The following is a 15,409-nucleotide window of genomic DNA, read 5'->3' as shown; positions in this document are numbered from 1 at the left end:
CTTCTAGGCCCCGCCTCCGGCCGCCCGGCTCCGCGCCTCCACCCCGTGGGCCGATGCCGTGGAGCCGCGCACCACCAGTTCGGGAAGGAAGACGAACTCGCTGGGCGGGGCCGGGGTGCCGCCGATCTCCTCCAGCAGCGCCCGCACCGCCGCCTGCCCCATCGACTGCACCGGCTTGCGGATCGTGGTCAGCGGCGGATCGGTGAAGGCGATCAGCGGAGAGTCGTCGAAGCCGACCACCGAGATGTTCTGAGGGACCCCCAGACCCCGCTGCCGGGCCGCCCGGATGGCGCCCAGCGCCATCATGTCGCTCGCGCACACCACCGCCGTACAGCCCCGGTCGATCAGTGCGGTCGCCGCCGCCTGGCCGCCCTCCAGGGTGTACAGCGAATGCTGGATCAGCTCCTCGGACTCCTCCGGGGAGAGCCCCAGCCGGTCCCGCATCGCCTGCTGGAAGCCTTCGATCTTGCGCAGTACGGGAACGAACCGCTTCGGCCCGAGCGCGAGACCGATCCGGGTGTGCCCGAGCGAGACCAGATGGGTGACCGCCAGCCCCATCGCCGCCCGGTCGTCGGGGGAGATGAACGGCGCCCGCACCTTCGGCGAGAAGCCGTCCACCAGCACGAACGGAACACCCTGGCCGCGCAGCTGGTCATAGCGCTGCATATCGGCCGAGGTGTCCGCGTGCAGCCCCGAGACGAAGATGATCCCGGCCACGCCCCGGTCCACCAGCATCTCGGTCAGCTCGTCCTCCGTCGAGCCGCCGGGGGTCTGGGTGGCCAGCACCGGGGTGTAGCCCTGCCGGGTGAGCGCCTGCCCGATGACCTGGGCGAGCGCGGGGAAGATCGGGTTCTCCAGCTCGGGGGTGATCAGTCCCACCAGCCCGGCGCTGCGCTGCCGCAACCGCACGGGCCGCTCATAGCCGAGGACGTCCAGAGCGGCGAGGACGGACTCGCGGGTGGCCGCGGCCACCCCCGGCCTGCCGTTGAGGACGCGGCTGACGGTGGCTTCGCTGACCCCCGCCTGGGCTGCGATGTCAGCAAGCCGTGCGGTCATGGAGTGGGACTGTACCGGTCGCGTGTCAGATTGCCCACCACGCGCACGAATCAGGCGGAATACGTACGGTTCCGGCCCCGTACGCAAGCGGCGCCGACGACAGCAGCGCACGCCCCGGGACCGGCAGTTCGACCTCTTCCCCGAGCGTGTTGAGCGTGCACACCAGGCCCGGCCGGGACAGCGCGAGCACCCCCGCCGGGGCCTCCAGCCAGTTCATCGGCCCGTCCCCCAGGCCCGGCAGCTCACGGCGCAGCGCGAGCGCGCCGCGGTAGAGCTCCAGCGTGGAGCCGGGGTCGCCGGTCTGCGCCTCGACGGACAGCCCGGACCAGTCGTCCGGCTGGGGCAGCCAGCTGCCGCCGGGACCGAAGCCGTAGCTCTCGCCGGAGCGGGTCCAGGGCAGGGGCACCCGGCAGCCGTCGCGGAAGCCGTCCTGACCGTTCTGGCCGTCCTCCCCGTCGGGGGAGGTGCGGAAGAAGGCCGGGTCCTGGCGCAGCTCGTCCGGCAGATCGGTCACCTCGGGAAGGCCCAGCTCCTCACCCTGGTAGAGGTAGGACGAGCCGGGCAGCGCGAGGGTGAGCAGGGCCGCGGCACGGGCGCGGGCGAGCCCCCGCTCCGGGCCGCCGTCGGCGTAGCGGGTGGTGTGCCGGACCACGTCGTGGTTGGAGAGCACCCAGGTGGTGGGGGCGCCGACGGAGCGGGTCGCGGCCAGCGACTCGTCGATCACCTCGCGCATCGCGGCCGCGTCCCACGGGCACTTGAGGAACTGGAAGTTGAACGCCTGGTGCAGCTCGTCGGGGCGTACGTAGAGGGCCAGCCGCTCGGAGGTGGGCGCCCATGCCTCGGCGACACCGATCCGGTCACCGGGGTAGGAGTCCAGCAGCCGGCGCCAGGAGCGGTGGATCTCGTGCACCCCGTCCTGGTCGAAGAACGGCAGCACCTGGGAGCCGATCAGCTTGGCCTGTTCGGTACGGCCGATGTCGGGCAGCCCGGCGGCCTTGACCATGCCGTGGGCGACATCGATCCGGAAGCCGTCCACGCCCAGGTCCAGCCAGAAGCGCAGCACCGAGTCGAATTCGGCACGCACCTCGGGGGAGTCCCAGTTGAGGTCGGGCTGTTCGGGGGCGAAGAGGTGCAGATACCACTCGCCGGGGGTGCCGTCCGGATCGGTGGTACGGGTCCAGGCGGGGCCGCCGAAGACCGACTCCCAGTCGTTCGGCGGCAGTTCGCCGTGGGCGCCGCGGCCGCTGCGGAAGTGGTACCGGGCGCGGGCCGCGCCGCCGGGCCGGTCGGCGAGCGCCTCGCGGAACCATGGGTGCTGGTCCGAGCTGTGGTTCGGGACGACGTCCACGATCACCTTCAGCCCCAGCTCATGGGCGGTGCGCACCAGGTCGTCGGCGTCGCCGAGGGTGCCGAAGAGCGGGTCCACGGTGCGGTAGTCGGCCACGTCGTAGCCACCGTCGGCCTGCGGGGAGGCGTAGAAGGGGGTCAGCCAGACGGCGTCCACACCCAGCCCGGCGAGGTGCGGCAGCCGCTCCCGCACCCCGCGCAGATCGCCGATCCCGTCGCCGTCGCTGTCGGCGAAGGACCGCACGTACACCTGGTAGATGACGGCGTCGCGCCACCATCCGGGGCCGTTTGACGGTCGCACCGGCTCGGTGGGAAGGGAGGTCGTGAGCTCCTGGGTCATGGCGCGAACGTAACAGCTCTGCAATGCCTTGCGGAAGAGCTTGCAGGGGGCGCTGGTGCCCTTGGCGGTGGCTCCGGTCGTGCTGTGGGCGCATGTCAAGCGCCTGACCGGGAGCGGAGCGGCTACCGCGGGGACACGCGGACGTAACGATGCCGAGCGCCTTGCAGAAATTTGCCGCAAGCTCTTTCGGTGGGCTTGCGGCCCTGTTACGTTCCTCCGCAACCCGGGGCCGCGACGGAGCGGCCGGCTTTGGAGGAGTTCAGATGCGACGTGGCATAGCGGCCACCGCACTCGTCGCGGCCATGGCGCTCGCGGCGACGGCATGCGGCGGTGACGACGGCGGCAGCGGCGGCGACAAGAAGTCCGGCGGCAAGCTCTCCGGCACCGTGACCTACTGGGATACGTCGAACGAGGCGGAGAAGGGCACCTACAAGGAGCTCGCCCTCGGCTTTGAGAAGAAGCACCCCGACGTCAAGGTCGACTACGTCAATGTGCCCTTCGGCGAGGCACTGGCCAAGTTCAAGAACGCCGCGGGCTCCGGCGGCTCCGGCGCGCCCGATGTGCTGCGCACCGAGGTCGCCTGGACCCAGGACCTCGCCAACATCGGCTATCTCGCCCCGCTGGACGGCACCCCCGCCCTCGCGGACCAGTCCGACTATCTGCCCAAGGCCCTGGCCGGTGCCAAGTTCAAGGGCAAGACTTACGCCGTACCGCAGGTCATCGACACCCTCGGCCTCTTCTACAACAAGAAGATGCTCAAGGACGCCGGAGTCCAGCCGCCCAAGGACTGGACCGAGCTCAAGGCCGCCGCCAAGAAGATCAAGGAGAAGACCGGCAAGACCGGTCTGTATCTGCGCGGCGACGACGCCTACTGGTACCTGCCCTTCATCTACGGCGAGGGCGGCGATCTCCTCGACACCGGCGCCAAGAAGGTCACCATCGACGACGAGCCCGGCATCAAGGCGTTCGCGGCCGCCCGGGACCTGGTCACCTCCAAGGCGGCGGAGACCGACGCCACCGACGGCTGGGACAACATGCAGAACGCCATCAAGAACGGCGACGTCGCGATGACGATCAACGGGCCGTGGGCGATCGAGGACACCCTCGCGGGCAAGGCGTTCAAGGACAAGTCCAACCTCGGAGTGGTCCCCGTCCCGGCCGGCAGCAAGGGCCAGGGCGCCCCGCAGGGCGGCCAGAACCTCACCGTCTACGCCGGGTCGAAGAACCTGGACGCCTCCTACGCCTTCGCCCAGTACATGAGCTCGGCCGAGGTCCAGGCCAAGACCACCGAGAAGCTCTCCCTGCTGCCCACCCGCACCTCCGTCTACTCCAACAAGTCGGTGGCCGCGAACCTCAATGTGAAGTTCTTCAAGTCCGCCGTCGACAAGGCCGTCGAGCGCCCCTGGATCCCCGAGGGCAACAGCCTCTTCCAGGCGATCCTGGTGCAGTTCCCGAACGTCCTCACCGGCAAGACCTCACCCGAGAAGGCCGCGAAGTCGGCCGGTGACGCGTACCGCAAGCTCCTCAAGGGCGACTGGAAGTAGGGCCGGCGACGATGGCTGTCGACACCAGCCGGCCGCTGGACCCGGCCGCGGGCGCGAAGGGCGCCCGCGGCCGGGCCCGTAAGGCCGGAACTCCGCCCCGCGGCCGGATCCGCAACGCGCTGGCCCGCCACTGGTACGCCTGGGCGATGGTCGCGCCCGTCGTGATCGTCATCGGGCTGATCATCGGCTATCCGCTGGGCCGCGGCCTGTATCTGTCGCTGACCGACGCCAACGAGGCCAACGTCGAGCGCACCATCGGGATCAACCACATCCCCGCCACCTACCAGAACGTCGGCCTCGACAACTTCAAGGCCATCCTGCAGGACCAGGTCTTCTGGGACCGGCTCGGCTGGACCGTCACCTGGACCGTCTGCTGTGTGGCGCTCACCTTCTCGATCGGCCTGGGCCTGGCCGTGCTGCTCAACCGGCGGTTCGCCGGGCGCACCCTCTACCGGTCGCTGCTGATCCTGCCCTGGGCGGTCCCCGCCTTCGTCTCCGTCTTCGCCTGGCGGCTGCTCTACAACGAGAAGAACGGCATCCTCAACAAGGTGCTGGACGGCGGCGGGATCGACGCGGTGCCCTGGCTCAACGACCCCACCATGGCCAAGGCGTCGGTGATCGCCGTGAACATCTGGCTCGGGGTGCCGTTCATGCTGGTCGCGCTGCTCGGCGGATTGCAGTCCATCCCCGGTGAGCTGTACGAGGCCGCCGAGATGGACGGGGCCGGCCCCTGGCAGCGGTTCCGCCACATCACCCTGCCCGGGCTGCGCTCGGTCAGCTCCACCGTGATCCTGCTGTCCACCATCTGGACGTTCAACATGTTCCCGGTGATCTTCCTGCTGACCCGCGGCGGGCCCGGCGACGCCACCGAGATCCTGGTGACGTACGCCTACCGGCTCTCCTTCGTCAACAGCCCGCGCGACTTCGCCGGTGCCTCGGCCTGGGGTGTGCTGATCCTGCTCATCCTGATGCTCTTCGCGGTGGTCTACCGCCGTTCGCTCCGCAAGCAGGGAGAGGTGTGGTAGCCATGCGCGACCAACGACGCGGCCCGCTCGCCTCCGTCGGGCTGCACACGACGCTCGTCATCGCCTCCGCCGTCGCGGTCTTCCCGCCGCTGTGGCTGGTGGTGACCTCGTTCAAGCCCAAGAGCGAGGCGTTCAGCACCGATGTGGTGAAGGACCCGACGCTGGGGAACTATCGACACGTCCTGGGCGACACCGAGTTCCTCACCTGGTTCGGCAACTCGCTGTTCATCGTGGTCATCACCACGATTCTGGGCGTCTTCATCGCGGCCACCACCGGCTACGCCGTCAGCCGCTTCCGCTTCCCCGGGATGCGCCCGCTGATGTGGCTGCTGCTGATCACCCAGATGTTCCCGGTGGCCATCCTCATCGTGCCGCTGTACAACATCATGTCGACGCTGGGCTGGCTCAACCAGCCGATCTCGCTCATCGTCACCTACCTCACGGTGGCCGTGCCGTTCTGCGCCTGGATGATGAAGGGCTTCTTCGACACCATCCCGGTGGAGATCGACGAATCGGGCCGGGTCGACGGCCTCAACCCGTTCGGGACCTTCTGGCGGCTGGTCGTCCCGCTGGCCAAGCCGGGGCTCGCGGTGACCGCGTTCTACACCTTCATCACCGCCTGGGCCGAGGTCGCCTACGCCTCCGCCTTCATGACGGGCGAGGACAACCTCACGCTCGCCGCCGGGCTGCAGACCTTCGTCAACCAGTACACCTCCGACTGGGGCTCCATGACGGCCGCGGCCGTCATGATCGCCATCCCGGCGGCGCTGGTGTTCTCCTGGGCTCAGCGCCATCTCGTCGCGGGGCTCACGGCCGGAGCGACCAAGTCGTGACGAGCCCACCCGCGGCGGGGCCGCGGCTCGCCGATATCGCCGCACAGGCCAACGTCAGCGAGGCCACCGTCAGCCGGGTGCTCAACGGCAAGGCGGGGGTGGCGGACACCACCCGGCAGCGGGTGCTCGCCGCCCTCAGCGTTCTCGAGGTACCCGGCCACGAACGGCCGGTGCGGCTGCGGCGGCGCAGCGCCGGGCTGGTCGGCCTGGTGATCCCGGAGCTGACCAACCCGGTCTTCCCCGCCTTCGCGCAGATCATCGAGCAGGTGCTGGCCGGCCATGGCTACACCCCGATCCTGTGCACCCAGATGCCGGGCGGCGCCACCGAGGACGAGCTGGTGGAGCAGTTGGAGGAGCGCGATGTGGCGGGCATCGTCTTCATGTCCGGACTGCACGCCGACACCACGGCCGACCCCGCCCGCTACGACCGGCTGGCCGGGCGCAAGGTGCCGTTCGTGCTGATCAACGGCTACAACGAGCACATCCAGGCCACCTTCGTCTCGCCCGATGACCGGGCGGCGGCGCGGATGGCCGTCCGCCATCTGTCCGCGCTCGGCCACCACCGGATCGGCCTCGCGGTGGGGCCCGCCCGCTATGTCCCCGCGCAGCGCAAGGTCGAGGGGTTCCTCGCGGCCAGCACCGAGCTGCTCGGCCGATCGCCCGCCGAGGCGGGGGAGTTGGTGCGGCATACGCTCTTCAGCGTCGAGGGCGGGCAGGTGGCGGCGGCCACCCTGCTGGACCGGGGCTGTACGGGCATCGTGTGCGGCAGCGATCTGATGGCGCTCGGGGTGATCCGGGAGGCGGCCCGGCGGGGGCTGCGGGTGCCGCACGAGGTGTCGGTGGTCGGCTTCGACGACTCCCCGCTGATCGCCTTCACCGATCCGCCGCTGACCACCGTCCGCCAGCCGGTGCAGTCGATGGCGACGGCGGCGGTGGGGGCGCTGCTGGAGGAGATGGCCGGAAACCCGGTGCAGCACACGGAGTTCGTCTTCCAGCCGGACCTGGTCGTCCGCGGCTCGACGGCCCAGGCGCCGCCTGCCGTTCAGGACCCGGTACCTCTCCGCCCGCCCGGCACCTGGATGCCGTAGCGGGCCATCTTGCGGTAGACGGTGGCGTCGGCCAGCTCGGTGGCGGCCCAGGCCGGCAGCCGGTCCACCCCGGAGACGACGACGCAGGCGCTGTCCTTCTCCAGCTCGGGAGTCCACAGCCGCAGCCAGGCGTCGGCCTCGCCGGGAGCGGGCGGACGCGCGCTGAGCAGGCGCTCCCGTGCCCCCATCTGCCGACGGGCGGCGGAGAGCAGCGCGGTCTTCCGCGCGCCGGGCTCACCGACCACCGCGACCACCCGCCCGCGGGCCAGGGCCGTACGCGCCGTCGTGAGGGCGTCCGTCCAGCCGGGGGAGAGCGGCCGATGGGCGTCGTCGGGCTGCTCGTACCGGTCGGCGTACACCCGGAACACCCGGCCCGGCGGCGGGAGTGACCGGCCCTTCCCACCGGTGCCCCGGGCCGAGGCGTCGTCGCACATCCGGTACAGCACCAGGCCGTCGCTGTCCGCGATCATCATGCTGACCGCCTCGTTGGCGAGCGTCCCGCGCAGGTCCCGCAGCGCCTCATGGCCGCATGCGTCGAGCAGGGAGGCGGTGTCGACCGAACCGGTGAACACCGGCCGCATCTCCTCCGGCGACAGCCCGTACCGCTCGCTGCGCTGCCACGATGCGAGCAGGCGCGGGGCCAGGCGGCGGCTGTCCACTTCGACCTCCAGGGGACCCGGCGAGCGTGGCGAGGTACTCCCCGCCGGGCCGTCTCGCGAAGGCGGGCCTCTCGAAATGAGACATCCGGTACCTCGCTGACGTGGGTAGACGCTGCCCAGCGTGGATCTCCGGACGGGGCCGATCGGTCTCCCCGCGCGCTACCTCTTCCCGAGGAAGGAGAACGCTTCATGAGGGCAGTCCAGGTCGTGGGCTACGGCCAGCACCCGCGGATGGCCGATGTACCGGAACCCGAGGTCACCGGCCCGTACGACGTGATCGTCAAGATCGGCGGCGCGGGTGTGTGCCGCACCGACCTCCACATCCTCGAGGGCCAGTGGGCGGACAAGTCCGGGGTGAGCCTCCTCGGCGCCGGACGGATGCGGGGGCGCGTCATTCTCGTCTCCTGACCGCCGCCCCCGGAACACCGCCGTCCCCAGAACACCGCCGACCCTGCAACACCGCCGGTCCATGCCCACGGGCCGACCGGCCTGACACAATGTGAGGAACCCCCAATGATCTTCATCACCGCGAAGTTCCGCGTCCTGCCCGAGCATGCGGACCGGTGGCCCGAGATCGCCGCCGATTTCACCCGGGACACCCGCGCCGAGCCGGGCTGTCTGTGGTTCGACTGGTCTCGCAGTGTGGCGGACTGGGACGAGTACGTCCTGGTCGAGGCGTTCCGCGACGAGGAGGCCGGTGCGGCCCACGTCAACTCGCCGCACTTCAAGGCCGCGCAGCGGACCCTGCCGCCGCATCTCGCCGCGACTCCGCGGATCGTCAACATGAACGTCCCGCAGGAGGACTGGTCCCTCCTCGGGGAAATGGCCGTCGAGGACCGCGACTGATCCATGGCCGTTGAACCGGTCCGGCCGGCCGGGCGCGTGGGGCCCTTGACCGGACCCCCGACCGGCCGGACCGGAGAACGGGGTTGAATTTACACCGCCGCAACAGCTTGCGAAAGGTCTTGCAACGAGGAGGGCGCGCGAGTACGGTCCGGTCACCACCGCAGGACTGACGTCTTGCAGCAAGAACCTTCAACTGGCCTTGCGGGCATGGCGCGTTGCCGCATGAGGCTCAATCGTCACCCCAGCTCTTCCCCCCACGGAGGAACGATGGCCGGCAACCGCATTCCCCTTGCCACCGCACTCGCCCTCGCGGCGGGCTCGGTGGCCCTTTTCGCACTGCCCCCGCAGACGGCCCAGGCGACACCGCCCGGTACCAAGGACGTCACCGCCGAACTCTTCGAGTGGCGTTACGACTCCGTCGCCAAGGAGTGCACCAGCACCCTCGGCCCCGCCGGATACGGCTATGTCGAGGTGTCGCCCGCCACCGAGCACATCCAGGGCGGCCAGTGGTGGACCTCCTACCAGCCCGTCAGCTACAAGATCGCCGGACGGCTCGGCGACCGCACCGCCTTCAAGAACATGATCGACACCTGTCACTCGGCGGGCGTCAAGGTGGTCGCCGACGCCGTCATCAACCACATGTCCGCCGGATCCGGCACCGGCACCGGCGGCTCCTCGTACACCAAGTACAGCTATCCCGGGATCTACCAGGCCCAGGACATGGACGACTGCACCTCGCAGATCAGCAACTACCAGGACCGCTGGAATGTGCAGCACTGCGAGCTGGTGGGCCTGGCCGACCTGGACACCGGTGAGAGTTACGTCCGCACCCGGATAGCGCAGTACCTGAATGACCTGCTCTCGCTCGGCGTGGACGGCTTCCGCGTCGACGGCGCCAAGCACATCCCGACCGAGGACCTGGCCGCCATCAAGGGCCAGTTGAGCGACCCCGGCGTCTACTGGAAGCAGGAGGTCATCTACGGCGAGGGCGAGGCGGTCTCCCCGACGGAGTATCTGCGCAACGGCGATGTGCAGGAGTTCCGCTACGGCCGTGATCTCAAGCGGGTGTTCCAGGGCGAGAAGCTGGCGCATCTGAAGAACTTCGGCGAGGGCTGGGGCTATATGGCGAGCGGCCAGTCCGGTGTCTTCGTCGACAACTGGGACACCGAGCGCAACGGCTCCACCCTCACCTACAAGAACGGGGCCGACTACACCCTCGCCAACGTCTTCATGCTGGCCTGGCCCTACGGCTCGCCGGACGTCCACTCCGGCTACGAGTTCAGCGACAACGACGCGGGCCCGCCGAACGGCGGCTCGGTGGGCGCCTGTTACCAGGACGGCTGGAAGTGCCAGCACAAGTGGCCCGAGATCATGAGCATGGTCGCCCTCCGCAACACGGCCCGGGGCGCCTCGGTGACCAACTGGTGGGACAACGGCGACAACGCCATCGCCTTCGGACGCGGCGACAAGGCGTACGTGGCCATCAACCACGAAAGCGGCTCCCTCACCCAGACCTTCCAGACCTCGCTCCCGGCCGGCGGCTACTGCGATGTGCAGAGCGGCAAGGCCGTGACCGTCGACTCCTCGGGGAAGTTCACCGCCACGCTGGGAGCCAATACGGCGGTGGCACTGCATGTGGGCGCCCGTAACTGCGGCTGACCCACCTCGCCCACCCGCCACTCAAGGAGCCACCAGCCCCGTGAAACCCCCGAGAGCCACCCTCTTTCGCACGGCCGCCGCGCTCGCCACTCTGGCACTGGGCGCGGCGGCCGTGCCCGCCGTATCGCAGACCGCCCGGGCCGCGACGCCCGCCACCGCGGAGGCGGCGCCCGCCGAGGCGCAGTGGATCGACCGCGCCACCGTCGTCTGGCGGGCCGAGCACACCGCCGAGACCGTCGAGGAGCTGAGCTACGCCGACGGCGGCACCCTGCGGCTGACCCCGGCCTCCCTGACCGACGCACAGAAGGCCGCCTACCCCCATCTGGCCGGCCGTCCCGCCTATCGTCTCGACCCGCGCGACCGCGACAAGGCCGCCACGGCGCTGCGCGGGCCCCTCACCGCCGTCCAGCGCGCGGCCGGCGACCACGACGACGTACTGCACCGCACCAGGGTGCAGATCCCCGGCGTCCTGGACGACCTCTACGCGGACCGGGCGCGCTCGGCCCGCCTCGGCCCGGTCTTCCACGGAGCCCGCCCCACCCTCTCGGTATGGGCGCCGACCGCCCGGTCCGTGTCACTCGACCTCGACGGGCGCACCGTCGCCATGCGGCGGGACCCCGGCAGCGGGGTGTGGAGCGTGACCGGCGACCCCGACTGGCGGGACAAGCCCTACCGCTACCGGGTCGAGGTCTGGGCGCCGAGCGTCGGCAAGACCGTCACCAACGAGGTCACCGACCCCTACTCGACCGCCCTGACCGCCGACTCCGCCCGCAGCCTGGTCACCGACCTGGCCGACCCCCGGCTGGCTCCCGCCGGCTGGGCCGCGCTGAAGAAGCCCAAGGCCGTCCCGCTGCGCGACGCCCGCATCCAGGAGCTGCAGATCCGCGACTTCTCCAGCGCGGACCGCACCAGCGCCCACCCCGGCCAGTACCTCGCCTTCACCGACCGCGACTCGGACGGGATGCGGCACCTCGGGCGGCTGGCCCGGTCCGGCACCTCGTACGTCCACCTGCTGCCCGCCTTCGACTTCGGCACCGTCCCGGAGCGGCGGTCCGACCAGGCCCGGCCCGGCTGCGATCTGGCCGCCCTGCCCGCCGACTCCGACCAGCAGCAGAAATGCGTGGCCGAGACGGCCGCGAAGGACGGCTTCAACTGGGGCTACGACCCGCTGCACTACACCGTGCCGGAGGGGTCCTACGCCGGCGACCCGGACGGCCCGGCCCGCACCCGCGAGTTCCGGCAGATGGTGCAGGGCCTGGCCCACGCAGGGCTGCGCACCGTCATGGACGTGGTCTACAACCACACCGTGGCCGCCGGACAGGACGAGAAGTCGGTGCTCGACCGGATCGTGCCCGGCTACTACCAGCGGCTGCTGGACGACGGCAGCCTGGCCACCTCCACCTGCTGCCCCGGCACCGCGCCCGAGCACGCGATGATGGGCAAGCTGGTGGTGGACTCGATCGTCACCTGGGCCAGGCAGTACAAGGTCGACGGCTTCCGCTTCGACCTCATGGGCCACCACCCTAAGGCCAATATCCTGGCCGTACGCAAGGCCCTCGACGCCCTGACCCCCGCCAAGGACGGGGTGGACGGCACGTCGATCATCCTCTACGGCGAGGGCTGGAACTTCGGCGAGGTGGCCGACGACGCCCGCTTCGTCCAGGCCACCCAGCGCAATTTGGCCGGCACCGGCATCGCCACCTTCAGCGACCGGGCGCGGGACGCGGTGCGCGGCGGCGGGCCGTTCGACGAGGACCCCCGCGTCCAGGGCTTCGCCACCGGGCTCTTCACCGACCCCAACGGGTCGCCCGCGGGCGGGAGCCCGGACGAGCAGCGGGCCCGGCTGCTGCACGCCCAGGACCTGATCAAGGTCGGGCTCTCCGGCAACCTCGCCGACTACGCCTTCACCGATAGCGGCGGACGCCGGGTCAAGGGCTCCGAGGTCGACTACAACGGCTCCCCGGCCGGTTACGCCGCCGCCCCCGGTGACGCGCTCGCCTACGCCGACGCCCATGACAACGAGACCCTCTACGACGCGCTCGTCTACAAGCTGCCCGCCGCCACCTCGGCCGCCGACCGGGCCCGCGCACAGGTGCTGGCCCTGGCCACCGCCACCCTTTCCCAGGGCCCGGCGCTCAGCCAGGCCGGCACCGACCTGCTGCGCTCGAAGTCGCTGGACCGCAACTCCTTCGACAGCGGGGACTGGTTCAACGCCATCCATTGGGACTGCGCGTCCGGCAACGGCTTCGGCCGGGGACTGCCCCCGGCGGCGGACAACGAGTCCAAGTGGCCGTACGCCGAACCCCTGTTGACCAACCCGGCGGCACGCCCCGGCTGCCCCGAGATCACGGGCGCCTCGGCGGCCTACCGGGATCTGCTGCGGATCCGCACCACGGAGAAGGCGTTCAGCCAGGGCACGGCGGAGGGGGTGCAGAAGGCGCTGTCCTTCCCGCTGTCCGGGACGGGGGAGACGCCGGGCGTCATCACCATGCGGCTCGGCGGGTTGGTCGTGGTCTTCAACGCCACCCCGTCCCGGCAGTCGCAGACTGTCCCTGCCCTGGCCGGGAGCCCGTACGCCCTCCATCCGATCCAGGCGCACGGCGCCGACGCCACGGTGAGGACGTCCCGGTACGAGCGCGCGACCGGCACCTTCACGGTGCCCGGCCGTTCGGTCGCCGTCTACGCGGCCGGGGGCTAGGCAGGGGGGCGGACCGCACGGCAGGGGCTCCGCCCCCTGGTCCCTCGCCGGGGCTCCGCCCCGGACTCCGCTCCTCAAACGCCGGAGGGGCTGGATCGGCAGGGGCTCCGCTCCCGGATCCCGGGGTCTGGGGCGGAGCCGCACCGCGCGGCGGAGCCGCGTATTGACGCTGCGGGAAGGGGCGGGAAGGGGCGGGAAGGGGCGGGAAGGGGCGGGGAGGGGAGCAGCCCGCCGCAGGCGTCAAGACGCGCCGCACACCCCCTAGCGCAGCGGGCTCAGCCGGCCACCGTCCGCCAGTCGGGCCTTCAGGTCGGCGCGGGCACCCGCCTTCGCGGGGAGGGTCAGGCCGCGGCCGTAGGACCGGCCCCGGACGCCGCCGGTGGCGACGATCCCGGTGACCTGACGGCTTCCGGCGGCCAGCAGATACCACCGGCCGGAGCGCGCCTTCCACAGCACCCCCGCCAGCACCCGCGGCTCGCGCGGACCGCAGGCGGGGGAGTTGTCGGCGCTGGAGACGACCGCCCCCGCCGCGCCCCGGCGGGTGTCCCACGGCTGGAACTGGGCCAGGACCTTGCTGCCCGTGTCCCGCCAGGTGTCGGCGCGGGTGCACAGCCAGGCCGCGTGGCCCCCCGCCTCCGGCAGGGCCTGGGCGGCGAACCGCCAGGAGTTGACCGAGCGCACCCCCCGCCCGCGCATCATCGCCAGCCGGCAGCCGGTCCTGGCCCAGCTCGCACGGGCCGCCCGCCCCGCCACATCGCGCACACCGGCGCCGGGGGTGCCGTAGGTGAGCCGGGCCGGGGCCAGTTCGCCCAGGTCGGCCACGAGTCGGGAGCCGAACTGCAGCGCGGGCCAGCCACGGCAGGGCCGCAGCTGCGGAACGGTGCGCACCGGGTCGGTCACCCCGTGCCCGGTGCGGTGCAGCGGACGCGGCGCCCCGTTCGGGTGGAGCAGATCCCGCACCCGGGCATGGCGCACCCAAGGGGCGGTCAGATAGCGGACGTTGCCGTCCGTGCGGCTGAGGACCAGCGCGGTCGAGGTGGCCGCGTCGGCCGCGTCCAGCCGGGCGAAGTCCAGCGCGGCCGCACCGCCCTCGCCCGCCTCCGCGTACCGCGCCACCCGCAGCCCGTCGTACAACAGCACCACCGTGGCCTGGTCCACCTCGCCCGCGAACAGCAGTTGCGGCGGCCCCGAGGGCGGCCCGGACTGCGTGCCCAGGGTGGCCGACACCCGTACGGAGCGGCCCGGCCGCGCCCAGACGGCCAGCGCGCGGCGCAGCAGCGCGGTGTCCCGGACGCGGTCGCCGCGCGCGGGCCAGGAGGAGAATCCGGCGCGGGACGCGGTGCGCCAGGCGTCGGGCGCGGCCCGCGTCAACCGCGCGGGATCCAGGGCCCGTTCGGAGGACGGATTGCGGGCGTACGAGGGCGCGGCCGAACCGGTCGGCCCCCAGCCCCGCCCCGGCACGCCCAGCAGCGTCCCGCACACCACCAGCGCCACCACGGCCACCAGCACCGCCCGCACATGCTGACGGCGGCGCATCAGATCGGTGGGCCGCGCCTGGAGCGAACACGGGTCGAACTCCGGGGACTCCAGCAGCGATCCGTCCCGGCTGCCGGCCTGCTCGGGCACCGCATCCGCCTCGTCCAGCGCGGCCCGCGCGTCGGCGACCCCGGCGGCGCGCAGCAGGGTGCGCGCCTCGTGCTCGCCGAGCCGCTCCAGCTCCCGCAGGAGGTATGCGGCGCGGCCGGGCCCGGACAGCTCCGACAAGGCCCGCTCCAGGGCGAGTTCATCGGCCCCGCCGGAACGCGGGAACAGCCGCAGCCCGAACACCTGCGGCAGCGCCGGAGGCCGCTGCCACCACCGCCGCGGCCGGGCGGCGCGCAGCGCCAGGCGCAGCACCCGCAGCCGCACATAGGCATAGCCGGTGTCGGCACCCGGGCCCTTCGTGCCGCGCTGCCAGGGCAGTTCGACATCGGGGTGCGGCTCCGGGCCCGTGCCGTAGCCCCGATTGCGGGGCAGCGCGCGCTGGGCGAGGGCATGCGCCGCGAGCACCCGGCGGGTGCGCCCGATGCCCGGCGGCAGGATGAGATACGCGAGCCGCACCAGCCGCGGGTAGTGCTCGACGAGGGCGGCCTCGGCCCGCTCGACGTCGATCAGGCCGGTGGTTTCGTCGTCGGGGGCGACTGTCGCCTGGTGCTGGTCCACATGTCGTGAACGAGTGGCGGGCCGGGTTGGTCACCTACGGGTGTCCGGCGGGACTTGGCGTCTGCGGCGGGCCGCGCGGTCCGCCACCGATGCTTCCGCCTCCCCGCCCCTT

The 15,409-nt window shown here is 71.7% G+C and carries 10 protein-coding genes and 2 pseudogenes; 8 read left to right on the top strand and 4 right to left on the bottom strand.

The genetic code is table 11. From position 1 onward, the window contains the following. Window positions 1-3: 3 nt before the first annotated feature. Entirely contained in the window at window positions 4-1,056 is a 1,053-nt protein-coding gene (locus tag AS97_RS15045; protein WP_059143189.1) for a LacI family DNA-binding transcriptional regulator, read from the bottom strand. Window positions 1,057-1,081: 25 nt separating this feature from the next. Then, the gene (locus AS97_RS15040) at window positions 1,082-2,743 is read right to left on the bottom strand and encodes a glycoside hydrolase family 13 protein (RefSeq protein WP_059143190.1); all 1,662 of its coding nucleotides are present in this window, start codon (window positions 2,741-2,743) and stop codon (window positions 1,082-1,084) included. 263 nt (window positions 2,744-3,006) lie between these two features. Here AS97_RS15040 and AS97_RS15035 point away from each other — a divergent pair, with 263 nt between their 5' ends. Genes AS97_RS15035 through AS97_RS15020 form a run of 4 tightly spaced genes read left to right on the top strand, consistent with a single transcriptional unit; the run spans window position 3,007 to window position 7,233 of the window. Further along, complete coding sequence (locus AS97_RS15035) at window positions 3,007-4,287, top strand: extracellular solute-binding protein (RefSeq protein WP_125757089.1); 1,281 nt, start codon at window positions 3,007-3,009, stop codon at window positions 4,285-4,287. 11 nt (window positions 4,288-4,298) lie between these two features. Further along, window positions 4,299-5,312 (top strand): sugar ABC transporter permease, encoded by a 1,014-nt coding sequence (locus AS97_RS15030; protein WP_210565061.1) that lies wholly within the window; start codon window positions 4,299-4,301, stop codon window positions 5,310-5,312. Between the two features lie 2 nt (window positions 5,313-5,314). After that, window positions 5,315-6,145, top strand: coding sequence for a carbohydrate ABC transporter permease (locus AS97_RS15025; RefSeq protein WP_059143193.1), 831 nt, complete (start codon window positions 5,315-5,317; stop codon window positions 6,143-6,145). Beyond that, on the top strand, window positions 6,142-7,233 hold the full coding sequence (locus tag AS97_RS15020) for a LacI family DNA-binding transcriptional regulator (RefSeq protein WP_059143194.1): 1,092 nt from the start codon (window positions 6,142-6,144) through the stop codon (window positions 7,231-7,233). Before AS97_RS15025 ends, AS97_RS15020 begins: the two co-directional genes overlap by 4 nt. Here the strand turns inward: AS97_RS15020 and AS97_RS15015 are convergent. Beyond that, window positions 7,188-7,892, bottom strand: coding sequence for a hypothetical protein (locus tag AS97_RS15015; RefSeq protein ID WP_210565060.1), 705 nt, complete (start codon window positions 7,890-7,892; stop codon window positions 7,188-7,190). The two genes, AS97_RS15020 and AS97_RS15015, sit on opposite strands and share 46 nt — an antisense overlap. Window positions 7,893-8,081: 189 nt before the next feature. On the opposite strand from AS97_RS15015, the pseudogene AS97_RS15010 reads away from it, so the two are divergent. From AS97_RS15010 to pulA, 4 genes and pseudogenes are all read left to right on the top strand, one after another. Beyond that, window positions 8,082-8,249 (top strand): annotated as a pseudogene (locus AS97_RS15010) (alcohol dehydrogenase catalytic domain-containing protein); the annotation flags it as partial. Between the two features lie 156 nt (window positions 8,250-8,405). Further along, a complete protein-coding gene (locus AS97_RS15005) occupies window positions 8,406-8,738 on the top strand; it encodes a putative quinol monooxygenase (protein WP_210565059.1) in 333 nt (110 codons plus the stop codon). Between the two features lie 267 nt (window positions 8,739-9,005). Next, window positions 9,006-10,394 (top strand): annotated as a pseudogene (locus AS97_RS15000) (alpha-amylase family protein); the annotation flags it as partial. Window positions 10,395-10,437: 43 nt separating this feature from the next. Next, window positions 10,438-13,095, top strand: a complete 2,658-nt coding sequence (pulA, locus tag AS97_RS14995; protein ID WP_247204373.1) for a pullulanase-type alpha-1,6-glucosidase — start codon at window positions 10,438-10,440, stop codon at window positions 13,093-13,095. 261 nt (window positions 13,096-13,356) lie between these two features. On the opposite strand, the gene AS97_RS14990 is transcribed toward pulA, so the two are convergent. Next, window positions 13,357-15,297 (bottom strand): hypothetical protein, encoded by a 1,941-nt coding sequence (locus AS97_RS14990; protein WP_210565058.1) that lies wholly within the window; start codon window positions 15,295-15,297, stop codon window positions 13,357-13,359. Between the last annotated feature and the right edge of the window lie 112 nt (window positions 15,298-15,409).

The sequence above is a fragment of the Streptomyces sp. AgN23 genome, assembly GCF_001598115.1.
Classification (GTDB): Bacteria; Actinomycetota; Actinomycetes; order Streptomycetales; family Streptomycetaceae; genus Streptomyces; species Streptomyces antimycoticus.
Note: the sequence above shows the minus strand (reverse complement) of the source record. Positions and strands in the feature narration are given on the sequence as shown.